12 protein-coding genes and 1 other RNA gene are annotated in these 26,681 nt (G+C 40.9%); 2 read left to right on the plus strand and 11 right to left on the minus strand.

Going from position 1 to position 26,681, the window contains the following annotated elements; genetic code table 11:
• Nucleotides 1-217: 217 nt before the first annotated feature.
• The 9 genes from cbpC to N8M66_RS03420 form a co-directional block, all read right to left on the minus strand.
• The gene (cbpC, locus tag N8M66_RS03380; RefSeq protein WP_261045663.1) at nucleotides 218-1,237 is read right to left on the minus strand and encodes a choline-binding protein CbpC; all 1,020 of its coding nucleotides are present in this window, start codon (nucleotides 1,235-1,237) and stop codon (nucleotides 218-220) included.
• A 17-nt stretch (nucleotides 1,238-1,254) separates the two neighbouring features.
• Nucleotides 1,255-2,262, minus strand: coding sequence for an N-acetylmuramoyl-L-alanine amidase family protein (locus N8M66_RS03385; protein WP_261045664.1), 1,008 nt, complete (start codon nucleotides 2,260-2,262; stop codon nucleotides 1,255-1,257).
• Nucleotides 2,263-2,362: 100 nt separating this feature from the next.
• Nucleotides 2,363-3,052, minus strand: coding sequence for a response regulator transcription factor (locus N8M66_RS03390; RefSeq protein ID WP_050283620.1), 690 nt, complete (start codon nucleotides 3,050-3,052; stop codon nucleotides 2,363-2,365).
• 11 nt (nucleotides 3,053-3,063) lie between these two features.
• On the minus strand, nucleotides 3,064-4,488 hold the full coding sequence (gene gndA / locus N8M66_RS03395; RefSeq protein ID WP_000158778.1) for an NADP-dependent phosphogluconate dehydrogenase: 1,425 nt from the start codon (nucleotides 4,486-4,488) through the stop codon (nucleotides 3,064-3,066).
• Nucleotides 4,489-4,563: 75 nt separating this feature from the next.
• Nucleotides 4,564-5,946, minus strand: a complete 1,383-nt coding sequence (gene mapZ, locus N8M66_RS03400) for a cell division site-positioning protein MapZ (RefSeq protein WP_261045666.1) — start codon at nucleotides 5,944-5,946, stop codon at nucleotides 4,564-4,566.
• Nucleotides 5,947-5,958: 12 nt separating this feature from the next.
• Entirely contained in the window at nucleotides 5,959-7,116 is a 1,158-nt protein-coding gene (locus N8M66_RS03405) for a THUMP domain-containing class I SAM-dependent RNA methyltransferase (RefSeq protein ID WP_261045667.1), read from the minus strand.
• An 84-nt stretch (nucleotides 7,117-7,200) separates the two neighbouring features.
• An RNA gene (rnpB, locus tag N8M66_RS03410) (RNase P RNA component class B) lies at nucleotides 7,201-7,582 on the minus strand.
• 20 nt (nucleotides 7,583-7,602) lie between these two features.
• Nucleotides 7,603-7,932: a cell division regulator GpsB gene (gene gpsB, locus N8M66_RS03415; protein WP_000146534.1), complete on the minus strand. Its 330-nt coding sequence runs from the start codon at nucleotides 7,930-7,932 to the stop codon at nucleotides 7,603-7,605.
• 72 nt (nucleotides 7,933-8,004) lie between these two features.
• The gene (locus N8M66_RS03420; RefSeq protein WP_261045669.1) at nucleotides 8,005-8,532 is read right to left on the minus strand and encodes an SLOG family protein; all 528 of its coding nucleotides are present in this window, start codon (nucleotides 8,530-8,532) and stop codon (nucleotides 8,005-8,007) included.
• A gap of 66 nt (nucleotides 8,533-8,598) precedes the next feature.
• Between N8M66_RS03420 and recU the strand changes: the two genes are divergently transcribed.
• Together recU and pbp1a are read left to right on the plus strand one after the other, a co-directional pair.
• Nucleotides 8,599-9,195: a Holliday junction resolvase RecU gene (recU, locus tag N8M66_RS03425; RefSeq protein ID WP_261045671.1), complete on the plus strand. Its 597-nt coding sequence runs from the start codon at nucleotides 8,599-8,601 to the stop codon at nucleotides 9,193-9,195.
• Nucleotides 9,192-11,381 (plus strand): penicillin-binding protein PBP1A, encoded by a 2,190-nt coding sequence (gene pbp1a / locus N8M66_RS03430; protein ID WP_261045673.1) that lies wholly within the window; start codon nucleotides 9,192-9,194, stop codon nucleotides 11,379-11,381. Before recU ends, pbp1a begins: the two co-directional genes overlap by 4 nt.
• 166 nt (nucleotides 11,382-11,547) lie before the next feature.
• On the opposite strand, the gene N8M66_RS03435 is transcribed toward pbp1a, so the two are convergent.
• Nucleotides 11,548-19,884, minus strand: coding sequence for an SIALI-17 repeat-containing surface protein (locus N8M66_RS03435; protein ID WP_261045675.1), 8,337 nt, complete (start codon nucleotides 19,882-19,884; stop codon nucleotides 11,548-11,550).
• Between the two features lie 142 nt (nucleotides 19,885-20,026).
• Nucleotides 20,027-26,539: a SpGH101 family endo-alpha-N-acetylgalactosaminidase gene (locus tag N8M66_RS03440; protein ID WP_261045676.1), complete on the minus strand. Its 6,513-nt coding sequence runs from the start codon at nucleotides 26,537-26,539 to the stop codon at nucleotides 20,027-20,029.
• Nucleotides 26,540-26,681: the final 142 nt, after the last annotated feature.

The following is a 26,681-nucleotide window of genomic DNA, read 5'->3' on the forward strand; positions in this document are numbered from 1 at the left end:
TGCTAGACGAAAAAGCCGTCTCATACTCAATGAAAATCAAAAAGCAAACTAGGAAGCTAGCCGCAGGCTGTACTTGAGTACGGTAAGGCGACGCTGACGTGGTTTGAATTTGATTTTCAAAGAGTATTATTTTTCCTACAAGTATTTATTCTCTCCTATCTATTTTATTATATTTTCACAAAAAAAGCGATTGTTTCCTTCACAATCGCCTCTTTCATTATTGAACCCATTCGCCATTATAGTTGACGTAGTAGCCATCTACGGTCGTATTCACTGCCAAGGCACCTGAGCTATAAGCATAGTACCATTTGCCATTGACCTGGAACCAACCTGTCTTCATATCTCCATTACTTGCATTTAGGTAGTACCAAGTTGAACCATCTTGATACCAACCAGTTGCCATAGCTCCTGATGAACGGAGATAGTACCACTTGTTACCAAGGTATTGCCAGCCCGTTTTCATATCACCATTTGACTGGTCTAAATAATACCAAGTTGAGCCTTCCTGATACCAGCCAGTTGCCATTGCACCTGATGAACGAAGGTAGTACCACTTGTTACCAAGGTTTTGCCATCCAGTTTGCATAATGCCAGTTTCTGGGTCTAGGTAATACCACGGAGCAGGTTTGCTTCTATCAATGCCAAAAGTAACATGGAAATCTTGAGTCCAACCCTTAGCAACTTCACCAATTGGTAGTGGATTGTAAGAATCATCGCCAGAAATTCCTAGCTTATTTAAATAATACCAATTGCCGTCTTCATAAGTCCAACCTGTCTTTACAGCATAATTATTATCAAAATAATAAGTTCTCTTTTCAGCAGATGGAGCATATTGTTCACCGTATACTTTTCCTGTATTTTCAGACGTTTTTGCCTCTAGTACTTGTTTATCTGTTTGTTCTAGCAAAGCACCATCTTGTCCAAAATAGTACCACTTCTCCTGAAGGCCAATTTCTAAGACTGGACGATTATTAAATAAATTATCACGATAACCTGTTCCATGAATTTCTACGTATTGCCAACCGACAACCATTTCTCCTTTATCACCAAAATAGTAAGTTTTACCGCCTATTTTATGCCAATAGATTGCTTTATGATCATCTTTTACATAATATTTTCTATTATCCTTATCAACAAATTGGCCACCCGTGGTATCTGCAGATACAGTATTTGTCGCTAGCAAACCAAAGAAAAATGTTGCTAGTGCGACTTGCATCATTTTTTTCAAAAGCTTCATTTGTATCTCCTCCAAGATTAAATCCACTCACCAGATGAAGCAAAGTTATAGACTTTACCATCGATAGTTTGGCTACCTGTAACCATTGCTCCATTTGAATTGAGATAATACCAGTTTCCATTTACTTTTGTCCAACCTGTCTTCATATCTCCATTACTTGCATTTAGGTAGTACCAAGTTGAACCATCTTGATACCAACCAGTTGCCATAGCTCCTGATGAACGGAGATAGTACCACTTGTTACCAAGGTATTGCCAGCCTGTTTTCATATCGCCATTTGACTGGTCTAAATAATACCAAGTTGAGCCTTCCTGGTACCAGCCAGTTGCCATGGCTCCTGATGAACGAAGGTAGTACCACTTGTTGCCAAGTTGTTTCCAACCAGTTTGCATTGTAGCAGTTGTTGGATCTAGATAGTACCAAGTTGAGTTATCATTGGTCCAGCCACGCACTAGTTCCCCAACCGTCAAACTGTCGATACGAGCATCGAAGCCACCATCCTTCTGTAAATAATACCAGTTTTTCTCATCATGAACCCAACCAGTTTTTAAAGTATGATAACTACGTTGATCTTCAAAATAATAGACTCGTTTCTCTGCTGGACTATCATATTGTTCTCCATGATGTTTATTGGTATTTGTAGCAGTTTTTACCTCTAAAACTTGCTTGCCAACAAATTCTTGAAGAACCCCATCTTTACCAAAGTAGTACCATTCTGGCATTGGGGATCCTTCTAATCTTATACCATTAGGGTAAGGACCAATTGTATAGCCTTTAACTGGCATTGGGATGTATTGCCAACCAACAACCATTTCACCATTATAATCAAAATAATAGGTTTTACCATCAATCACTCGCCAGTAGGTTTCTTTGAGTTCCCCCTTCTTGTAGTAGGTTCTACCATTTTCTTGGACAAATTTCCAACCTTCTGAATCAGCATCATCCGCCAATACTGCACTTGTTGCTAGCAAACCGAAGAAAAAGACTGCTAATGCAATTTGCATCAATTTTTTTATTGTTTTCATTAGACCTATCCTCCACAACTGATTATAGCAAAGCCCCAACTGTATGTCAATATATAGAGAACTCCCTCAAAAAAAGCAGTTACATAACCGTAACTGCTCTCTATTCTTGCATGGTGTAACCAACACCACGAACGGTTTTAATGTAGCTTTTTTGACCTTTTACATCAAGCTTGCTACGTAGATAACGGATATAGACATCCACGATATTCGTTTCGGTCGCACTTTCATACTTCCAGACACTTTCCAACAACTGCTCACGAGTTAGAACTTTCTTGCTTCCCATAAGAGTAGCCAAAAGGTCATACTCACGACGAGTCAGAGCAATCATTTCCTCGCCACGATAAACTGTGTGATGCTCTACATCCATACGCAGATTGCGATAAGACGTTGGAACCTTCATCTGACTACAATGTTGGTCGATAAAGTCCCGACCTCGGAAAATCGCTGAAATACGAGCCACCAAATTATCAATAATAACCGGCTTATAGATGTAAGAAACGGCAAAGCGTTGGATTGTCTCAATCTGATCTTGCAATTCTTCACGATGGTCCAATACCATAATCACTGAGGCTGGCTTAGTCCGACTCAGCTTGTCTGCAAAATCCTGGGCTGTCATATCCCCCAGATGAGCATTCAATAAAATCAAGTCATAGTCTGTCTGAAGAGCCATGGAGAGGGCTTTTTGCCCCTCCTCAACCTGATCAACTCGGTATTGCTCTTTTTGGAGTTCCAAACTTAAAAAATGAGCTAGATTTCGTTCTTTCTCAAGTAATAAAATCCGTTTCCCCATGGCAGACCTACTTATTTTTCGTCATACCAAGAGTAGTGGAATGTTCCTTCTTTGTCTTTACGTTGGTAAGTGTGGGCACCAAAGTAGTCACGTTGCGCTTGGATTAAGTTAGCTGGAAGGTCAGCTGAACGGTAGCTATCAAAGTAAGTAATAGCTGCTGAGAAAGTTGGCACTGGTACACCAGCTTGAACAGCAAGAGCTACGATATCACGCACTGCTTGTTGGTACTTAGCAGTAACATCCAAGAAGTACTCATCCAAAAGAAGGTTAGCAAGGTCTGCATCACGGTTGTAAGCATCTGTAATCTTTTGCAAGAAACGAGAACGGATGATACAGCCATCACGCCAGATAGAGGCGATGTCCGCAAATGGCAAGTTCCAGTTGTTTTCTTTAGAAGCTACACGCAATTGAGCAAAACCTTGTGCGTATGAAATGATTTTTGAGAAGTAAAGGGCTTGACGGATTTTTTCAATCAACTCAGCCTTGTCTCCTTCAAATTTGAAGGCAGCTGGTTTTGGAAGAACCTTGCTAGCATGAACACGTTCTTCTTTGTAAGTTGAAATGTAACGTGCAAATACTGACTCAGTGATGAGTGACAATGGCACACCAAGGTCAAGTGATGATTGGCTAGTCCATTTACCAGTTCCCTTGTTACCTGCAGCATCAAGGATGTAGTCTACGATTGGTCCGTCTTGACCTTCATCGTCTTTACGGCTCAAAATATCAGCTGTGATTTCAATCAAGTAGCTGTCCAATTCACCCTTGTTCCACTCAGTAAAGATTTCGGCCATATCTTCTGCAGAAAGGCCTAGCAAGTGTTGCATCAAGTCATAGCTTTCTGCAATTAATTGCATGTCACCATACTCGATACCGTTGTGGACCATTTTCACATAGTGACCAGCTCCATCAGGACCGATGTAAGTCACACATGGTTTGCCATCTTCTGGTGCTTTAGCTGAGATTTCTTCAAGAACATCCGCAACCAATTCGTAGGCCTCTTTTTGTCCACCAGGCATGATAGAAGGACCTTCAAGGGCACCTTTTTCACCACCAGAAACCCCAGTACCGATAAAGTTGATACCTGAGTTTGCCAATTCTTCATTACGACGGATGGTATCTTTGTAGAAAGTGTTTCCTCCGTCGATCAAGATATCACCCTTGTCAAGGTGCGGAAGAAGGGCTTGGATAGTAGCATCTGTACCAGGTCCAGCTTGAACCATGAGCATGATACGACGAGGTTTTTCGATTGAGTTTACAAAACTTTCAACGTCATAGCTTGGTACAAAGTTCTTTTCAGGATGGCAAGCAATTACATCTTCAGTTTTTTCTTTACTACGGTTGTAAATAGCAACTGTGTAACCACGAGATTCAATATTAAGGGCAAGGTTACGACCCATTACGGCCATACCTACGACACCAAAGTTAGCTTTTGTCATTTGACACTCCTCTTGTTTAATTTGTTTTATTTTATCATTTTTACTTTTGAAAAGAAAGAATTTTGTAACGACTACTTAGTAGTCCAAAGCATCCGCATGTCCAGAACCATTTCCAACAAAGTATCCTGTCTTACAGTTAAGGGTAAAGAGATAGGTTCCATCTGGCTTGTAGAGGTTGTAATAACCATTGCCATTAACGATATTAACACGTTCAAGGATATATTGGTTACCAGTGATATAACCACGTGAGCGTGAAGTCGCTAGGATTTTTTCCAAGACACCATCCGCGAAATCCCAGGCAGAATTATTGCTATCATCAACAGCCGATTGATTGAACGGCACACGACTCGAAGCTCTCTGGAGATCAACTCCAGAACTTGATAAACCGCCATGGCTATCATCACGTGCAGAAACTGAATTGTTTGATGAGACGCTTGAAGATGGACTTGTGTTGTCTGTAGCCCTCTCTGTTGATGAACTTGAACTTTCTTGACTTGAGCTTGAACTTGAAGGAGCTGTTTGTTGACTCTTACCTAGACTGATAGCCTTATCTAGCACTTTATCAATCTCCGTATTTCCAGTTTTAATATCTGTAAATTTAGCATCTGATTTAGCTTTAGCGTTAGTGTCCAAAACTCCATCTACAATAGCTGGCTTATCAAATTGAGCATTGACATCTTGAATGGCCTTGATTTGAGTTGCTAGACTATCATACTTAGATTTTGCAAGCGTATATTCACGACTACCTTCTAGCTTATCAAGCAAGGTTTTAAGTTGACCCAGTTTATCAAACTGGCTATTCTTCAAAGCCGTTTTGTTGCTATCTGTATAGAAGGCATCATATAAATTATTGAATTCTTCCACATCTGACTGCGTGTTTGTAGTTGATTGAGAAGTTTGGATTTCCTTAGTCGAACGATCCACTTGACGATAAACATAATAACCAGTTCCAAGGATAAGAACCACTAAGGCTGCTAGAATTCCATAAAGCACCCATTTCTTCTTACTATTTCCATCTTCACTAACTGTCACTCGATGAAGTGTTGGAATATCTTCAGTCTCAAATTCTTCTACAAGAGGTGCTTCTGAAACTCGTGTTAATTCTAAATCATCAAACTGACTCAACTCATCTTCTGGAGCTGGAGAATCTACTCCTGTTCCCTCACGAAGCTCTTGAAGTAAATTATCTAGAGTCTGAGTCTCCTCTATCTCTTCTACCTCTTCTTTTTCAACTAAATCATCCTTGCTAAACTGACGCGTTTCAAACTTATCTGCCTCAATTTCATCTTTATGTTGTTTCACATACTTGTCCAAGATAGAATCTCCAGGCAATACACCTGCTTCCACCTCTTCATTTTTTAGCATGGCTTCTCCAACCGTTAGATCTTTGGCATCATCAAAATCAAATTGCGCTTCTTGATGTTCTGTTATATGACGATCATGTCTTTTCTTACTCATGAGTTTTCCTTCCTACTTTACTTCCTGACGTTTAACACGCTGACCAAAATATTGATACAAATCAACTTTTAAAGTTCCATTGTACAACTTGCGCTTCTTGTCCGCCTGACTGCCGTACTTGGTCTCAAAGGCTTCATCACTAGTTAGGATAAATTTGCTCCACGTTTTCAGCGGTGCAAATACTTGCCCCATCTCAGCATAGAGTTTGGTAACTCCTGCATCATCTGACAAGCGTTCCCCATAAGGTGGGTTAGAGATAATCACTCCATTGATTTTATCGGAACGCAAATCCTGCACGCGCATCTGCTTAAAGGTAATATCTCCTGCAACACCTGCTACTTGAGCATTGGCCTTAGCAATTTCCACCATACGTGCATCGATATCGCAGCCCATGATATCTAGCTCAAGCTCACGATCTACTTTTTTGGCTGCTTCTGTGCGAACTTCTTGAATCAAGCGATCGCTAATCCAGTTCCATTCCTCAAAGGCAAAGGAGCGACGAAGACCAGGCGCCATCTTTCTAGCAATCATAACTGCCTCGATACAGAAAGTCCCCGAACCACAGGTCGGATCAATCAAGGGCTTGTCTGGATACCAGTTAGAGAGTTGCAAAATAGCTGCTGCCATGTTTTCCTTGATAGGAGCACCACCTTTTTCAGTACGATAACCACGTTTAAAGAGGCTAGACCCGGTCGTATCAATCATGACAGTTGCGACATCTTTCAGAATAGAAACCTCAATCTTAAACTCTGGGCCATTCTCCATCAGAGGAACACCTTCTGGGCGGGCGTAGTGTTTTTGCAACTTTTTAACAACGGCCTTCTTTGAAATAGCCTGAACACTGGGTTCATTGTGTAGCTTAGATTTCACACATTTGGCTTTCGAAATCGGAAAACGAGCCCCAAGCGGTAAATAATTTTCCCAATCTAGAGCGAAAACTCCCTGAAACAGCTCCTCAAAAGTCTTAGCTGGGAACGTTCCTACGATAATCTTGATACGGTCTGCCGCTCGAAGCCAGAGGTTGGTTTCGATGATGGCTTTCGCATCTCCTTGAAAACGAACACGTCCGTTTTCAACTTGACAATCGTAGCCCAACTCTCGCACTTCACGTCCCACAACAGCCTCAAGACCCGCTGCAGCAGTAGCGATTAAATTAAATTCTTTTTTCATTTTCAGTCTTATAAGACCTTTCTATATGTCCACTTTAAAAAATGAGGTTGAGAAAGTTTTCTCAGCCCCAACCTATATGCAATTTTCTATAAGCCATGTTTTGTTCCAGAAGTGACTAGGACCACTTCCTTCGATAATCATCTGTCTACCGCTAACAGCCTACAGCTGAAAGTAGTCAGAGTACTACGTTCGTTTCCGTGTACTCCATGCCCCGACCAAAATTTGGGTTGCTAGCTTGAGGGGTTTACCGCGTTCCACTCTCTCTGTTTCCAGAGAGACTCCGTCACTGTGGCACTTTCAAGCCTACTCTGGCCTATCCGAGGACTTAGCCATTTCAACTGCCGTAACGATTTCTCGTCCCTAGGCTTATGGTTTCGCCTAGCACAAACACTACAGGCATCACAGCCTGTGCTAGCATGGACTTTCCTCATGAAAAGAAATTCTCCTCACGCGATTATCCAAAAATTGCACTTTTCAAATAAGCTCTTATAAATCAGAGTTATCCAAAATTTGTTTACCAAATACTTCTTTCTCAAGACGATTTAGTCGTTTCAAAATATCAAAATTCGTCATAGAAGTTGTAGCCGTCATTTCAAGTGGTTCTGCTTGAACCGGTGCAGATTCAGGTTTGCGAGACAATTCTTCCTTCAACTCTGCAATTTCTTGACGGAGAGACTTGACTAAGGCAGCATAAGTTTCGTAATCCTTGATGACATCGTCCAAAAATTCATCAACTTCAACCTTACTATATCCACGGACTTCACGTCCAAACTCTTGCTCAAAAATATCTTTTGCTGAAAAAATAATACTTGCCATCTCTCTCTCCATTCTCGGTTTCTAATAGTATTATTATATAAAAAAAGGCAAACAAAAATCAAGGTCAAAGGCCTACTTTTCAGAAAAATTTTCTGCTAGCTCATTTAGGTATTCAAAGGTTAGCCTTTTTATGCGATACCCTTCCTGATTTTTCATCAAGGTATCCATAAATTTTAATTTGGTCTCATTTTCTGGGTCATAGAAAAAATAAGCTAGGTCAGTATTTTCCAGCAAAAATTGTTGGTAGTCTCGTAGTTGCCCCATATGTTCATATTTAGGATAGGCATATTTGACAAAATCTACCTGCTTAAATTGGCTAAGTTTAAGCTGATTGGCTTCATTCCAATTTTCCCCGTGTGTTTCAAAATCAAAAATGGTCGCTAGGTTGAAACCATATTCTTCTTTCATTTCATTTGCGACATCGAGTACCCAAGATTCAAATCCCAAGTTCCCTGTAAAGACCAGCCAATTAATCCCTTCTTCTGCCAAACTTTCTAAATCACGGCGAATGGCTTTCTTTATAATTTTTAACCTGATATCTTTTTCGTTAAAGACACCCAAGTCAAAATTAGAATAGCCCATAATTAAAGCTGTAGTCATTTTTACACCTTTCTTTCTATTTTTATGGTATAATAGAGTGATGTTATTGTACCAATAAGGAGAAATATGGTCAACTATCCTCATAAAATTTCATCACAAAAAAACAAAACATCCATTTCTCAACCAAATAATTTCGCAAATCGAGGAATGACTTTTGAAAAGATGATTAACGCTACAAACGACTACTATCTGACGCATGGTATGGCAGTTATCCATAAAAAACCCACGCCTGTTCAAATTGTCCGAGTAGACTATCCTCAACGTAGTCGAGCCAAAATTGTAGAAGCCTATTTTAGACAAGCTTCCACAACCGATTACTCTGGCGTGTATAGAGGACATTACATTGACTTTGAAGCCAAGGAAACGCGACAAAAGAATGCTATTCCAATGAAGAACTTCCATCTTCACCAGATTCAACATATGGAGCAAGTTCTAGAACAGCAGGGTATTTGCTTCGTACTGCTTCATTTTTCTTCTAAACAGGAAACTTATTTGTTGCCGGCATTTGATTTGATTCGCTTTTATCATCAAGATAAGGGGCAAAAATCAATGCCACTTGGATATATTCAAGAATACGGATATTTAGTAAAGCAAGGCGCTTTCCCTCAAATTCCCTATCTCGACATTATCAAAGAACATTTACTAGGTGGTAAAACAAGATGAACAAACAAACTATTCTGCGATTCTTAAAGTATATCGGAATTACGTTCCTTACCTTATTTATCGCATTATTTCTATTAGGTGGAGGTGTCTTCCTCTACTTTGTTAGCAAGGCTCCAACCTTATCTGAAAGTAAATTAGTTGCGACGACCTCTAGCAAGATTTATGACAATAAGAACGAACTGATCGCTGACCTTGGATCTGAACGTCGAGTAAATACTCAAGCAAATGAAATCCCTACTGATTTGGTCAAGGCCATCGTGTCTATCGAAGACCACCGTTTCTTTGATCATAGAGGTGTTGACACCATTCGTATCATGGGTGCGGCATTGAGAAACCTCCAAGGCGGAGGAGGCCTCCAGGGAGCCTCAACCTTGACTCAACAATTGATCAAATTAACTTATTTTTCTACTTCAACTGCCGATCAAACTTTGTCACGTAAAGCTCAAGAAGCTTGGCTAGCCGTTCAACTAGAGCAAAAAGCAACCAAGCAAGAAATCCTGACCTACTACATCAACAAAGTCTACATGTCTAACGGTAACTACGGAATGCAAACTGCAGCCCAAAATTACTATGGAAAAGACTTGAAGGATTTAAGCTTACCACAGTTAGCACTCCTAGCCGGAATGCCTCAAGCACCAAACCAATATGATCCTTATTCTCATCCAGAAGCTGCTCTAGAGCGTCGGAACTTGGTACTTTCGGAAATGAAGGGGCAGAAATACATCAGTGCAGAAGAGTATGAAAAAGCTATTAATACCCCTGTTACCGATGGTCTACAAAGCCTGAAATCCGGTAACAGCTATCCTGCATACATGGACAACTACCTTAAAGAAGTAATCGACCAAGTTGAACAAGAAACTGGTTACAACCTTCTTACTACAGGTATGGATGTCTATACAAATGTGGACAAAGATGTCCAACAACGACTCTGGGATGTTTATAACACCGACCAATATGTCACTTATCCTGATGATGACATGCAAGTAGCTTCGACTATTGTAGATGTATCTAATGGTAACGTTATTGCACAACTTGGTGCTCGTCATCAAGCAAGTAATGTTTCATTCGGTACCAACCAGGCTGTGGAAACCAATCGTGACTGGGGATCAACAATGAAACCCATCACCGATTATGCTCCTGCTTTGGAATTTGATATCTATGACTCAACTGCTACAATTGTACGAGATATCCCTTATAATTATCCTGGAACAAGTACACCTGTCTACAACTGGGATAGAGGATACTTCGGTAATATCACCCTTCAATATGCACTACAGCAATCTCGGAATGTTCCGGCTGTAGAAACACTCAATAAAGTTGGATTAAATCGTGCAAAAACCTTCTTAAATGGTTTGGGAATTGACTATCCAGATATGCATTATTCTAACGCCATATCAAGTAACACAACTGAATCAAATAAACAATACGGCGCAAGTAGTGAAAAAATGGCTGTTGCTTATGCTGCATTTGCCAATGGTGGTATCTATCACAAACCGATGTACATTAATAAAGTTGTCTTTAGTGATGGTAGCGAAAAAGAATTTTCTGACCCTGGTACCCGAGCTATGAAACAGACCACTGCTTACATGATGACAGAAATGATGAAAACAGTCTTGACCTCTGGAACTGGTTTTAATGCCTATATTTCATGGCTTCCTCAAGCCGGTAAGACAGGTACCTCTAACTATTCAGATGAAGAAATCGAAAATCATATTAAATCAAGTCAACTTGTTGCACCGGATGAAATGTTTGTCGGCTATACTCGTAAATATTCGATGGCCGTATGGACAGGTTACTCAAATCGTCTTACTCCAGTCATCGGCAATGGGTTCACAGTTGCTTCTGCGGTCTATCGTTCAATGATGACTTACCTATCAGAAGATGACCACCCAGGAGATTGGACTATGCCTGAGGGCTTATATAGGAGTGGAGAATATGTCTTTAAGAATGGAGCTCGTCCTACATGGACTGCTCCTGCTACTCAACAAAGTTCTACACCTGCTCCTGCAAGCCAGACTCCAGAGACTTCAACCTCTCAGTCAAGTGTAACGACACCAAACACAAATCAAAATCCAAATGCAAATACAGCTACTCCCAATGCTGGAACCAATGAGAATACGGCGACACAACAACCAAGTACCAATCAAGGTCAGCCTAACCAAAATCCTCAACCAGCGCAACAATAAATTACTAACCACCCAAAAATTGGGTGGTTTTTCAATCTGTTCTTTGTTCAATCAATAATTAGATAATAAAAACCTGAGAAGGTCAATTGTACTTCTCAGGTTTTTTGTTCTATACACTCTACTGGTTTAGAATACTGTTAAGGGAGAGTTTAATTGTCATATACAACTAATCTTTTTTACTTTTTGCTACAAAGATAGCAGATAGAGCTAGTCCAACACTTGCCAAGAAAATAGCTGTTTCTGACTGTTTTTCACCAGTTTCTGGCAATCTCTTGTCTTCCTTGACAACTTGAACTGGTGCTTCTGGAGTCTGAGCTTTTTCTAACGAACTTAGTTTAAACTCTGTTTTTTCTACTGTCGGTGCTGGTTGGTCACCTACGGTTGATAATGGACCTGTGTAGGCTGGTAGCTCATGTTTCAAGGCCATAACGGAGTTGACTCCACCCTTGAACTCTGGTTTCTCTACCGTCGGTGCAGTTTGATCGCCCACGCTTGACAATGGACCTGTGTACTCTGGTAGTTCGTGTTTCAAGGCCATAACGGAGTTGACTCCACCCTTGAACTCTGGTTTCTCTACTGTTGGAGCGGCTTGGTCACCTACGGTTGACAATGGGTCTGTATAAGCTGGTAGCTCATGTACCAAAGCTTCAACTGCATTCACACCACCCTGAAACTCTGGTTTCTCTACTGTCGGTGCAGCTTGGTCACCTACGGTTGATAATGGACCTGTGTAGGCTGGTAGCTCATGTACCAAAGCTTCAACTGCATTTACACCACCTGTAAATTCAGGTACCTCAAGCACTGGTGCTGGTTCTTCACCCTTGCTTGATTGAACCGGTTCTTCTGTCAATTCTTGATAGAAGCTCGCCAATTCATAAAACTCAGCCTTGCCACCTTCCCAGACCAGTTTAACATCTAGAAGAGAACCACCATTTCGGATAGCAAAGGTTTGGAGACTAGATGTAATGGCACCGAGGTCTGTCCAGCTCTCTTGACCATCCTTAAGTGTTCGAGCTTGAACACGTGCCTTAGCACCTTCTGGAAGACTTGAAACGAGACGAAGATGGTTAGCATTAGTTGGTTCAGACAAGTGATAAACCATTTCTCCCTTATCTTGTTCTGCTTTGTAGCTGGTCAAGACTTTTCCATCTACGAGGTTTGTATAGAAGTTTCCACGGCTTTCGCCACCGTTTCCTTCTACAGTTGGATCATTGATTGGTTTGACAAATTCGCCATCATTAATTACCAATTCTGTAAATCCTACAAAACGAGCATCATAGTCAGCTGTATAGAGGACACGAAGATAGTTTGCTTTGACTGGTGTTGTCAATTCACCCTCGATGTAACGATTTCCTGGCATCTTAGAATCATGTGTCCAACCATCTGTCAATGAATCATCGTGTTGGCTATTAGCCACACCATCTCCTACTGTCACAACATCTGTCCAAGTTTTACCGTCTTGGCTGACTTGGATTTTACCATCACGAAGATAGTTTTGAGTTCCGTCTTGGATGTAGGCTCTGATCTTCTTGATAGTGCGTTCACTACCAAGTTTCAAGGTTACATGGCCATCTTTATGGGCATAGTCTGAAAACTCAACAAAGTTGTTGTACACACCATCAAACAATTGATCTAGGTTATTAATCTTACGAACATCATTACTTCCATATATTGGATGAATGCCCATAGTTGTAGATTCTAGTTTGGTTGGTTGCACTTCTTTAGTCGTTACAAGGAGAGAAGTTGATGGAACAGCCTGTTCTTGGTCTGTTTTATTAACAAGACGAACATAACGTACCAAGTGGGTTGCGACAGATCTGTCTGTCAGCTGACTAGCTGGTGTCCATTCTTGCGCATTTACAGAGTACTCTAGACTTAGGGCTGGGTTGGCCTGGCCTTGGAGCTGGATGCTCTTGACTTGATGGATTCGGTCAAGCTTCATACCTAAATAGCTATGAGCAGGAAGTTTAGTTCCAGCTGGAATTTGAAGCTCGTAACTGCCCAAGCTATCCACTACTGGTGTTTCCTTCAAGGCATCCACGTTGGTGTCTGTTAAGTCGCTATTTCCAGAACGTGTCTCAACAGAGAAGTCTTGGATACGCCACCAAAGGTCACTTGCCTTGGTATTGCGTACTCGGATGTAACGAGCATTGATAGCTCTAGTCACTTCCTTAGTTTGTTCTCCTGATAGGCGATCTAACTCTTGCCATGCAGATCCATCTGTAGAGTACTCAAGTACACCTGCGGCAAGTTTATCGCCAGTTCCTTGGCGAAGACGAACTTTAGTGACTGACTTGACTTCACCTAGGTCAAGTTGTGCCCAGGCATCTACTGGAGTCGTATTGCTGCCGTCAGCATTTGCCATCATAGCTTCTGTATTATCTTTACCATCAGTAATTTGACTTGCTGATGTTCTCAATTTATAAACTAGATTTGAGCTGAGGCTAATTGTAGCAGTTTGTTGTTTACGAGCGTTCTCTACTGGACGATTTACTGCAATCTCGCGAACTGCAAACCAGGTGTCATCACGATCTTCTGTAGCAATCATACGCACTGCTTTAGCTTTGATGTTAAGATTTTCAAACTGAACAAGTGACTCATTACCAACATAAGTTGGTTCTTTCAAACTTACCCAATTATCTTTTTCATCTTGATACTGCACTTCAGCCTTACTAAAGGTATCACGTGGATTTGCCTGAGTTCCCATAGCAAAGGTCAATGTTTGGATATCTACCGGTTTGTTAAATTTCATACCGATATAATCACCTGTCTTAATACTATTTGGTGATTTAATCAAAGCATGAGTTGCCAAGTCACCATCCGTTACTTCTGCCAAACCACCTTCTACACCTGTTCGATTGGTAATAAAGGTGCTGATGATTTGATCTGGATGCAAGACTTTTTGAACTTCAGACGCTAGAACTTCTTTCAAGGATAGGATAAATGGACGGATATGTTGAACACCCAATTCAGCCTTTTCAAGATGGTCTACATAATGGAAGGTATGAGTTTGAGACTGTTCGTACAATTTCAAACCTTTATAGTAGCTATCCCAAAGTTTGGCTGCATCATTTGTAGCCATAGCCTCTGTTCCTGTTAGGAAGGCATCAAGGGCATTCATTTGGTCGATTGCATTATCCAACCAATAGTGGATCTGTGCAACCATTTTTTTATCACCTGATGCTTTATAAAGTTCAGCCGCTTCTTTAATCTTGGCAAATTCTGCACGCAAGGTTGCACGTTCTGCAGTTACATCCTGACCCGCTTTGAGCTTAGTCATGAAGTCTGTCAATTTTGGAGCTAATTCAACTGATTCTTCTAGTTTAACGACACGACCATCCATGTTTTGGTTAATCATATGCTTACCAAGTTCGCGGAAGGCTGCTGATACCTTGCTATCTTCAAAATGACCATTTTCAACAAAGTTGAAGGCAATGTCATTGAGTTTCTTAGCTTCTTCTTCTGATTTCCACTGTTTCCATGTATATTGAGCTCCAGCGAAGAGAGCAATCTTAGATGGTTCAGACTGTTGCATTGGATTCAACATGATACCAGACAGCAAGCTTGGATCTACATTTGGATGAAGGAATTTTTCACCACCACCTAGAATCAAGTGTTGTTTAGAGTTATCTGTAACTGGCCAGTTCACCCAAAGTGATACTGGACGATAAGTTTTACCACCTGCAGTTAGATTGTTCTTGAGAGTTGATAAGAAGCCTTCAGAAACTTCACCCCAAATCTTACCACCCGTCAAGGTCATAGAGGTTGAACTTGGGAGATTTTCATTTAGAGATTTCAACTCTGCTTCACGCCCATTACCCCAATACTGACCAGGTACAAAGATCATTTCTTTGCGAAGACCGCTATAAGTTCCTTGCATTTCTGTCAACCAGTTGGTCATATCCTGCATCAAGCGGTTGTAGCTATTGTAGCCTCCAACTGGGCTTGGTGCATCATCGGCTAGAATACCAAATTCACGGACACCCACTTTCATCAACTGGGTAAATTTAGCCTTGATGGTTGCCAAGTCTTCTTGGTAATGCGCTTCATTACCAAAGCGGATACGGTTGTTCATAAATGGATGAATGGTCCAGACATAGCGAGTTTTACTTTGATTTCCGACGCGAGCAAGTTCACGGATTTCAGCCAGTTTTTCTTCTGGGTAAAGCTCACGCCATTTCTTGTTGTGGTATGGATCATCTTTTGGTGCAAAGAAGTATTGGGTCAATTTCAAATCGCCACCAAAACGCATGAGTTCAGCACGATCTGCATTAGACCATGGATTTCCATAGTAACCTTCGATGAAACCACGGTTCTTGATTTCAGCGAAATCTTCCACTGTCACATTGCGAAGAACTGGAACTTGACTCTCCTTGAGCATGTGTTTCAAGGTTGTCAAACCATAGAAGACCGCATCTGTGTCTTTTCCGACGATGGAAATCGAATTATCCTTGATGGTCAGAGCATAAGCATCAATTTTGTCAAAGAGACCTGCTGAAACGTTAGATAAGTTTTGTTCTGCTTGTGAGCCTCGTCCATGCACTCCAAGATAGATATTAGTTGCGCCAGCAACTGCTGATTGACTAGTAGTGTAGGATACTTGATTGTCCTGTAAGACACTCTTCAAGCGATTACGAGTATAAATATCGAGTTGATCTCCCATTACCAGATTGACTTGCTTACGAAGAGCTGTTACTCCTTCTCCATAAGTCACTTTTTGTGGAGTTGGGAAGACCTTGTACTCTTTCTTGAGATAATCTGCGCTCTTGCTGGCAGCTGCAATACTATCTTCGCTAGCTGGTTTGCTTGCAGTGAATTGATCCGCTAGTTCAACTGTTCCATCACCTGTTTGCTCGACTTTTGGAGTTTCAGGTGTAGATGGTTGTTCTGGTTCTGGTGTTTCTTGTCCCTCTTTGATAGGTTTCAATAGATGAACTTCAGCTGCACTTGCAAAGCCCCCAACACCTGATAGAACTTTCAACTCAATCTTGTTGGTATGAACCGCCGCAAAGTTGACTGTTTTTTCTTGAGCGTTGTTGTCCCAGTTTCCTTCTGAAACCTTGACCATTTGGCCATCTTTTTGTGCGTAGATTTCGTAGCGAGTAACGACTCCATTTCCACCACCTGGACGTGGGAGATAAGTCAAACCATTGACTTTTTCTGCTTCTTTCAAGGTCATGGAAAGAGTGTACGGAGCAGTATCACCAGTCCATTTAGTATGCCAGAATGTATTCGGATCATTGTCAAAGGCTTTTTCAACAACTCCTTCAGTCGCTGTTCCTGGTGTTTCTTGACTAGTTGCAGAAACTGTGAAATGATCTGTTGGAATCAAACGAGGATTTACAAATGGTTTATCTGTCAACTCTGCACTATGTAAAATTCCTTTGAACCCACCGATGCTTTCAAGCGGTAGAACCAAGCTATTGTGAGCAAAACGAGGGTGAGCTGGATTCGCGATACGTTCAATCTTCTCACCATCCACATAGAATTCCGTTGATTGTGGCTTGGTCACGATAGAGATTTGATAACGTTTGTTCTTTTCAAGTTTTTTATTGAATTGGATATGGAACTGTTCAAATTGATAAGCAAGATAGCCGTCTTTATCAGCTAGATAGATACGGTTGTCTCCACTTGTTGAGAAGATTTGTTCACCGTCTCCAGTGACAGTTACATCAAACTTCAAGACATGACTTGGACCAACGTCACCTACCAGGCCTTCAATACTACTATCTTTCTCAAAAGCCAATCCTTGCTCGCTTGTCTTCACCTTCTTACTTGCATAGCTTTTCACTGTTTCAGGATTGATAGTAAATAAATCACTTTGATCAATCTCTTTTTCAGGATTTGACTGTGGCGCATAAGGGCTCGTTGGTAGGGTACGTTCTGCAAAGGTCGCAGCCGCACGGTCAGATCCCCAAGTGCGTTCTGCAGTTGTTTGCATGCTCTTAAAGAAGCGTTTAAAGATATCATAAGATGTCAAACCTGTCTCATGAAAATCAATATTGTCATTCCAAACTGCGTGACCCCCACCAATTACATTTGGATTTGATGCTTCTAGAAGTGGACCATGACCTGTTCGGAAATCATTTGGTGTCCACCTATTGTATTGTGTCTCATAGTTAGCATAGTCACCATAAGCTGTTTGACGATTATCACCATTTGGTACACTATAAGTTGGAATATCTGTTATGTTGATAATCTTAGCTCCCTGAGCAATAGCTTCTTTTGGTTGCTGCCAGCCAATACTCCAGATATCAACTTCTACATCTTTCCAATCAACCGCTGTTTTACCTCGTTTCGCACTGAGCGACCCCCAAATACGAGGTGTATAGCCTTTCCCTTTAATGTATTTAATAAGGTCATTGACATAACGACGATAGCTTTCTCTGCTTCCGTAGTATTCATCCGTTCCGATATGAACAGTAGACACCCCATGAAGTGGTGCATCTGGACCATCAAGAAGTTTGTCATAAACTGATTTGACAAAAGCCAGCGTTTCATCGTATTTATTATCTAGATCGAGCATGGCTACTCGCTCTACATTATGTTTACCTCTGTAATCGCTCAGGCTACCTTGATACATGAGGTCTGGACGAACTTTGACAAATGACAGAGCATGACCTGGTGTGTCAATTTCAGGTACTAGATTGATATGCAAGGCCTTAGCAAGTTTAATCAGATTTTGCATCTCTTCCTTAGTATAGTGCTCATCTGATGTTAATTTTTGACCATTCTTACCGACAATATCTGTCTCTACACGGAAACCTGTCTTAGCATGTTCTAGAACGTACTTAAGCTCTTCTTCTTGTGTTAGGTTCTTACCTGCTAAGTGCTCTTTTAGGAAGATATAGTTATCGTTGAGGTGCAACTGCAAGTCGTTCATCTTGTAGTAAGCCATATTAAGCATGATGTCTACAAGGGTGTCATAAGGAATAAATTTACGACCTGTATCTAGCATAAAGCCACGGTGACTGAAGCTTGGGAAATCACGAATTTCTCCATTTTGGAGATTGCTTTCCCCCATTTGAAGAAGAGTACGAGTAGCATAGAAGGCTCCTATGTTCGTTGCAGCTTCGATGGTAATGACACCATCTTGAATCATGATGCCATAGCCTTCCTTACCATACCCCTTATTTTCAACTTTTTTAAATTCAATTCGTTTTTGAGCCTGCTTGTCACCTGTCGCAAGTTCCAATCCACGGCTGGCAAGGTCTGACTGGTAGAAGGTTGCTGCTTGTTCAAAGCCGGAATCCCCCGTCGCAAGAACTGTATCTGAAGTGATAGAAGATTGACCTTCTTTTCCATACCATTGTTGAACAGCTGGTGCTACTTTTGGTTTGATACCCACACCTTCATCCTGATGTAGTCCTTTGATGACTACTTCAAATTCTTTAGTAAAGGTATGTGAATCTTTAATTTGCTCTACCATAACCTTAACGCGTTGATCAGTCAGAGGCTTATAAATGTGATTTTGAAGGTCAATCACACCTTGTTTGTTGCTACCTATAAGACTGACTTTTCCTGGTAAAGTTGGAAGTACTAAAGATTGTCCATCCTTAGCAACTGTCAATTCCGTAACTTGGCGAATATCTGTCACTTTAGTTGGATCAGGGATATTCGAATAAGCTCGAATTTCTTGAATACCAACGTTTCTCCAGCCCATTGTGCCCGCTTGATAGTCATTGATTTCTAACTTGAGATATTTAGCTTGAATACTATTGGCTAAGTCAACTTTCTCATCTAAAACAGGTTCTCCAGTCTTGGTATGAGCTAGTTTCCATTGTTTTTCTCCACTAGCATTTACATCATCTTGACCTGCATAGTAGAGACTCCAAGATTTGATATTTGGATCATTTTGACCATTGCGAACACGACGATCCCAATCAATTTCCACATGTCTAATAAGTGTAGTTTTTGGAAGAGTTAATTCGAAAGTTGGTTTGTTAATATTTGGATTTGTTGCCCAACGAGTATCAGGATCCCCATCTACTGCCTTGTCAGCAGTAAAAGGAGTTCCAGTTTCTGAGTCGTTTGCTTGGACAGTGACACCTTCTAAGTGGTTACGATCTTCTCTATCTTCAATTTGATTTTCAACCGGTTTGATTGTAGGTGTAGCTGGTTCTACAGGTTTAGAATCTGCTTTTGGTGTTTCAACCGGCTTCAGAGTCTCAGCTGGTTTGGGAGCTGTTGGAGTTGCTGCAGGGCTTGTTTCTTCAGTTGCTGCAGGACTTGTTCCTGCAGTATTTTCATGATTTTCATCATGACCTGTATCTGCCGTCGCTTCTGATTCAGCTTTCTTTAAAACAGCTGCTAAATCATCTGGCAACTTGTCTAAAGGCTGAGCTTGTGTGATTGTTCCTTCTTTCTCAGGTGTTCCAACTGTCTCTGCAGCTTGCACTACATTTGCACCAAAGATACTAGCACCGATCATTACAGAGGCTGCACCAATTGCAAATTTTCGAATACTATAGTGACAGCGTCTTTCAAAAAAATGTCTATCCATCTTTCTCCTATTCCTTTCTCCCACTTATTACAGTAAGCGGTCTCATTTTCCATTTGAAAATGGAGAGAACCTAGAGGTTCTCTCCAACTAAGTTATTTCTGTCTGAATTCTAGTTCCTGTAAGTTATAAAATTCAGTCTTCTTTAATTTTCTTTTCGTTTTGTCGCAAGGACAGCAGCAGATAAGGCAAGACTGACGCCAGCTAGGAAGATAGCTGTATCCGATTGGCTTTCTCCCGTTTCTGGCAATCTCTTCTTATCTTCTGTTGAAACTGAAGTTTTAGATTCTGAAAGTTTACCTTGGCCCAATTGACTAATCTGATACTCAGGTTTTTCAATAGTTGGTGCTGCTTGATCTCCTGCTGTAGCCAATAGTCCTGTGTAGGCTGGCTTTTCGTTTACCAAAGCTTCTACCGCATTAGCTCCGCCTTTATATTCTGGCAATTCATGAACTAAGGCTTCTACTGCATTAGCTCCGCCTTTATATTCTGGAATTTCATTGATAGCTGCTTCTACTGCATTAACTCCACCTTTGTATTCTGGAACTTCATTGACAACTGCTTCTGCTGCATTAACGCCGCCTTTGTATTCTGAAACTTCATTGACAGCTGCTTCTTCACCTGCTGTTCCAACTGGTCCTTTATACTCAGGTACATCAAGAATTGGTGCTGCTTCTTCACCTGCTGTTCCAACCGGACCTTTATACTCAGGCACTTCGAGAATTGGTGCTGCCTCCTCACCTTTGCTACTTGTAGGAGCATCTGGTTTCACAGTCTGATCTTGTAATTGGTTGAGATATTCTGCAAAGTAGGCAACCATTCTTTCAGTCAAGAGATGGTTATCCGTAGCATATTTCATGCTGGCTACTACACTTGCTACTTCCTCTTGATTTTCCTTGCTAGTCAATTTTTGAGCTTTTGATAAAGCTGTTTCATAAGCTGACAAATCAAGAGCTGTTTCTGCCACCTGTGGACGACTAAAGATCAACTCAGCAGCGGCTTGATATTTATCCCCACCGTCTCCATAAGACTTGGTACCTGTCAAAACAATTTTCTTAGCCTTAATTGTCTTACCAAAGTCAATATCTTTTGGTTTATTGTTATCTGGCCAATCAGTTGCAGTGAAAGTATGCTCTTTACCAGACTCATCTGTCACAACCAATTTCACATCACGCAAGTTACCATTTGAACCTGATCCACGTGGCACATAACGGAAGCCTGTGATTTCTGTCGCTTCTTTCAAGACCATAGTTGCAGGTTTGCCAACATCTCCACCATTCCAAGACGTATGCCATAGACTTGACAAGTTACCATCAAAGGCGTTGGCTAAATCTTCTCCCGCTTGAGCTGGAGCATTCAGACTTTCAAAGTCTTCTGCTACCAAGGCTGTTTTCTTTTGTACCAAGGCATTCTTCAGAGCGTCAATCTTAGCAATCTCAGCACGCGCTTCTTCTACACTAATGTCATCATCTGCTTGGCTGAGGTTAAAGACAGCTTCCTTCAAGGCATCCATAGATTCCTTAGTATAGTTGGTCATGGCAACCGTTGGTAAGTAGTTCTTCAGAGCATTTTCTGTCAACATTTTACCTGTTAGAGTGACTTCCTCGATTTGAAGTTTATCCATGATGAAGTCGTTGTAACCACGGAAGTTCGCATTTCCACCAGAATCTCCACGAGTATTGCTTGCGTTACCAGTTGAGTAGATACCTACCCAAGTATCGCCTGTTTCTGCACCTGTTACGAGGAAGGTTACCTTCTTAGCTTTCTTAGAATCTGTCCAAGTATTTGGTAGTTCATGCATTTCCAAATTACTTGCTTGATTACCGCGACGTCCTGATTGGAATTCTCCCTTACCGACTACAAAGGCGTAGGTATTGTCAGAGCCTGCTTCGTATTCAAAGGTTACACGATAAGTCTTACCAGCTTCAAAACGGAAGTTTTGAGGAATTGTTTGGTAAACCAAGTTACGACGGCTCACTAGTCCATTTGTCTTCAATGACCAATTTCCTTCGATAACATCATCGACTTTCTTACCATTCCAATCACGTTGTGTATATGGATCATGTTTTTCAGATAAGTGAGTACGATTATCCTCAACTCCTTCGATACCACCAATTACAAATGGGAAAATACCTTGAGCGACATTTTCAAAGTCTTGTTTAAATGTTCCTTTAGCTGTATCATGATTATCTCCGTACATACTTGAATTGTTTTCAAAGGTACGAATTTCATCAAAGTAAGTTGCTTCATCACCGGCTTCACGACTCAAAGTAAGAGTGACATTTGATACATCTGAACCTGTTGTAAAGAAGGCATACATGTTTTGGAAGTAACTTGTATCGTCAACTGTAGCATTGTCACGACGAGTATTATGGGCATAGGCCTTAACATAGTTAAGAGCTAGTGACTTATTGGTATAGCTAGTCACTTCTTTTTCACCAGTATTCACTGTGATACTTGCCTTAGCATTACTACGGTTATCAACACCAACATAAACGGCATACTTAGTATTTGGTTTCAAGCCAGTCAGTTTCTGAGTAAGACTGACTGTGCTCTTGTTGCCTTGGATACGAAGCATTTCATTTGCGCCTTGTGATTTGACAATTTCTGCCTTAGAAGCATCTCCAGAAATAGTCCAGTGTTTCAAAGTTCCACTGTTAAATCCTTGGTCATAGATATGCATACCTTCACTCCATGACATTTCAGGATTGGTTTGTTTTGAACGGTAGAGAACATATGGTTGATTTGCTAGAAGATCTAGGGTAATCTTGCCATCTTTTACAGTTAATTCTTGCTCTTCTGTCTTACCTTGGTCAGTTAGCTTGTAAAGGTAAACCTTGCTATTTGCCCAATCGCTCGGAAGTGTCCAAGTTGTTGCACCAGCTTGCGTATTGAAGTAGTACATTTTTTCCTTATCAGTAGGAAGTTTCTTACCATTTGCATCCCAGTTCCAAGGAGTCAAGTAAGCTGAACCATCTTGGATGACACGTCCGTTGAGAGTTACTGTACGTTCACGGTATTGTGGGCTATTGACATCGTTCGACTTACGAGTCACAACTACTTTATTGTTGTCAGCATCTACCAATTCCACTCGCATTTCTGGAGTCCATTTGTAAGTGCTACCGTTATCAGACATAGTGACTGGTGTACCGTTTTCCCACTTGCTTACAGTAAAGTGTTGGAAATACTTGGTCATGACATCATGAGCAAACAAGTTAGTTACATAGCCATTGTAGTCGCTACGACCTTGCCAACCTTCAAAGTCTTTCATGCTGTAACCACCTAGAAGTGGATAGTTGGCTGCACCACCGTAACTTCTGTAGTCCCCAACCCAAGAATCTTTTTGGTGGTTACGGATAAAGCGCGTGATGGCACTGTTGATACCTTTATTAGTGTAGCCACCATAAGTCAAGTCAGCTGCCCAGTGTTGGAAGGTAGAATCGTATTCACCACCATGACCCCACTCAATCGCAAAGCGCCAGCCTTGTTTGTTGATTTCTTTAGCAAGAACGTGGGTAGCCCAGGCACCATTATCACCTGATTGCCCATTGCCCCAAACGTCCACATAGATAAAGTCGAGACCTTCACCAAGTTTATTTTTCAATTCTTCCCAGCGAGCTAAGCGACCATGCGCCAAATCATAGGCAGCATCAATGTTAATACCTTGGTCTAGCCAGTTCCAACCATAGCTGTAGCTTCCATCTGGATTCTTACGAAGAATATTTTCGTTAAAGTATTTAGACTCAGGATAAGTTTCAGAAGCGTTGACGTGGATACCTAGATGAGCTCCATACTTCTTCGCTTTCTCAATCAAAGTCTTGAAGTCTTCGACACCACCAATACGTTTACCAATATCAGCATAGTTCAAATGGCCTGAGTCATGACCTTCACTACCATAACCTTTAAGGAGAACACCTTGTCCAAGACCATCTGTGTGGAGATTGATCTTCTTGATACCATCCAAGGTCATAAGGAATGGGTTTTGTGCTTGAGAACCAAAGTTCATCGCGATACGATATGCTGTGATATCCTTGACTTTTTCCCAGCCTTGAGGGTTGTTCATGATACTACGATAAGCAATGGCACCATCTTGCCAGTCCACTTTCTTATCCGCATTGGCATCTTCTGTGATAACAACCTTAGCACTTGGTAGTTCTTTAGTGTACTCTGGGAAGACAATACCCTTATAAGCTTTTTCCCATTGCCACTCAGAACTATGAATTCCGACATAGTTGGCATTTCCGACTGTTTCTTTATAGGCTGTCAAACGAGTCCAGTCATTAGAGCCACCACCGTAGCTGTTTTGAGAATTACTCCAAACACCTGCAGCGAGCTTATCTGTAGAAACAAATCCATACATGTAACCCTTAGCCAAGTCCTTCATTGGATTGGTTACTTCAATATGATCATCCCCGCTGACATGCGTATTGTTTGACATAGTTGCCCCATCAAACTTAGCACCAGCTTGGTCACTTGAAACAGATACGAGGGCGTTACCAAGGAAACTAATTGTTGAGATTAATTTTCTCTCATCATCAATCTTTTGACCTGGAGTGACTTGATTGTGGTTGACAATCTTAGTTACATCAAAATGTAATTGATTGTCTACAACTTGCAGACGAACTGTCATATCCGCATTGATAAGATTAGCCTCATCACGGAGTTTCATTTCATATTCTGCAGTTGTTTCATTAATTTTCTTATAAGTAACCTCAGGAGTGATTTTATGGTTATTGATAAATACTTTATTGAACTGTTGAACCTGTCCTGGCAAAGTATGACCATTCAAGGTATATTCCTTGACACGTGGAAAGGCTTGGTCAATCACTGCTTTTAGCACTTTAGACTGGATGGTATCATAAGTAACTTTACTATCATCTACCACCGTACCAGTTTCTTTTTCAGCAGTGGCTTCAGTAGCTTGAACTCCGTCTTGATTGTCAGTCTTAATATTCACAACTGTCTTTTCAGTACCATATGTACCAGCTTTAAGTAAGATTTTCTTTTCATTTTTAAGATTTTCATTAACAGCAGCTGGCAAAGTAACTGTATCAAAAAGTTTTACATCATTATTTGTTGCATTCAGCTGACCATCTGATTTTAAGCTAATAGTCAGATGATTCACTGAGCCATTTACTGGAGCTGCAACACGACCACCCTGATACCATGTGCTATTACCTGGTGTCTTGTATTCCCAGAACCAACCTGATTTATCATATCCGACAAAGACATTATTGTTTGTATCTTTAAATTTTAAGAAGACACCAAAACGTGATTTGCCTGTTTCAGATTCTTCTTTGAAAGTGAGATCCACATTCGCATTCCCATTCGCATCCACAGTCAATCCTTGTTTTTCAAACAAGGCTGGTTTGCTGGCATTGTCATTTTGATCTGTTGAAGATAGCTTATTGTATCGGACACCATTTTCTTCACGAACGGCTACAGTCCCTTGCTGTTCTTTTCTTGCTACAGTTTGCCATTCTGGAGTGACTGCCTTTGGTGTCTCTGGCTTAGCTGTTGCTGGTTTTTCTTCTTTCGGCTTATCTTCTTTTGGCTTTTCTTCAACTGGTTTTTCAGTTTCCTCTAAATTCGCTGGTTTTGAACTAGAGATTCCCTTAATATGATCTTGAATCCATTTTAATTGAGCTGGAGAGAAAAGAATTCCTCCACTACGGACTCCAACCACACCATTTTGATGAACACCAATCAATTTACCATCCGTGTCAAAGATACCGCCACCACTAGCACCTGGTTGTCCACCTTGATAACCAACTCCTTGGACTCCTTCACCATAAGATTCAGCAAAATCCACAGCACTGTTAATAACTGGTGCCAACTTACCAGCAGGATAGCCAAACATATTGACTTTATCCCCAACTTTCTTAACAACTGGCTTTTCAGTAACTTCTACAGGAGCATTTTCAAGAACTGTACGCAATCTTACAAGAGCCAAATCGTTCTTATAGCCCTTTAGATAGCCATCTCGATCCCAGTGAATCACATCTTTCTTGCTAAATTTTACATCATCTAAACCAGGGTAGGATATACTAAAAATATCGCCATCCCCTTTATCATTATCCACAACCTTACGGATATTTCCATCTTGCTGATCCTTGATAAAGTTGTGAGAAACAGTCAAAACAAGATCCTTACCAATGACAATACCACTACCTTCTCCTGATGGAGTCTTAATCTTAACAGTAGCGCCATAGTTCAATTCTCCATTTTTTGTTTTGGCAACATCGTCAGGAACAAGACTACCAGTATCTTGAGCTAATTGGTCTTTATTTACCTCTTTACCATTATCAGTAGCTTTTTCAACTTTGCCTTCCAATTCTTTCGGCAACTTGTCAGTAGTTTCTTTGTTTTCCTTTTCAAGAGCTAGTAATTCTTCTTCAGTTTTTGGTCCTTCCGTTGTTTCAGCAGAACCCGGATTTGCTGCTGCAGCTTCTTTATCGAACTCCCGTCCATTATCGCTCGCTTTTTTATCCAGATCAGCAAGCTCACTTGGCAAATTATCTGTTGAGCCAACTGTTGGTGTGTTAGCCATTACTGGAGCAGTAGCAAAAAAACTAGCCCCAATCATAACTGAAGCAGCACCTAGTGCAAATTTACGAATACTGTATGTACAGCGTTTTTCAAAAAATCGTTTATCCATTAACTCCTAATTCCTTTCATCGATTTCCGTAAGCGTTTACATTTCTTGTTCGAAAAATACTCCTTTCTATCTGAAAAGTGCAATGCTTAACGTTTATAAAAATAATTACACTTTTAATATAACAATTTTTAATAGATAAAGC

Source organism: Streptococcus mitis (assembly GCF_946188585.1).
In the GTDB taxonomy this organism is placed as follows: Bacteria; Bacillota; Bacilli; order Lactobacillales; family Streptococcaceae; genus Streptococcus; species Streptococcus mitis_DG.

Excerpts from the sequence above, each read along its gene's own strand:
- gndA (WP_000158778.1), bottom strand. The coding sequence starts at position 4,488 with ATGACAAAAGCTAACTTTGGTGTCGTAGGTATGGCCGTAATGGGTCGT.
- N8M66_RS03440 (WP_261045676.1), bottom strand. The coding sequence starts at position 26,539 with ATGGATAAACGATTTTTTGAAAAACGCTGTACATACAGTATTCGTAAA.
- mapZ (WP_261045666.1), bottom strand. The coding sequence starts at position 5,946 with ATGAGTAAGAAAAGACATGATCGTCATATAACAGAACATCAAGAAGCG.
- recU (WP_261045671.1), top strand. The coding sequence starts at position 8,599 with ATGGTCAACTATCCTCATAAAATTTCATCACAAAAAAACAAAACATCC.
- cbpC (WP_261045663.1), bottom strand. The coding sequence starts at position 1,237 with ATGAAGCTTTTGAAAAAAATGATGCAAGTCGCACTAGCAACATTTTTC.
- N8M66_RS03385 (WP_261045664.1), bottom strand. The coding sequence starts at position 2,262 with ATGAAAACAATAAAAAAATTGATGCAAATTGCATTAGCAGTCTTTTTC.
- N8M66_RS03405 (WP_261045667.1), bottom strand. The coding sequence starts at position 7,116 with ATGAAAAAAGAATTTAATTTAATCGCTACTGCTGCAGCGGGTCTTGAG.
- N8M66_RS03435 (WP_261045675.1), bottom strand. The coding sequence starts at position 19,884 with ATGGATAGACATTTTTTTGAAAGACGCTGTCACTATAGTATTCGAAAA.
- N8M66_RS03390 (WP_050283620.1), bottom strand. The coding sequence starts at position 3,052 with ATGGGGAAACGGATTTTATTACTTGAGAAAGAACGAAATCTAGCTCAT.
- pbp1a (WP_261045673.1), top strand. The coding sequence starts at position 9,192 with ATGAACAAACAAACTATTCTGCGATTCTTAAAGTATATCGGAATTACG.
- N8M66_RS03420 (WP_261045669.1), bottom strand. The coding sequence starts at position 8,532 with ATGACTACAGCTTTAATTATGGGCTATTCTAATTTTGACTTGGGTGTC.
- gpsB (WP_000146534.1), bottom strand. The coding sequence starts at position 7,932 with ATGGCAAGTATTATTTTTTCAGCAAAAGATATTTTTGAGCAAGAGTTT.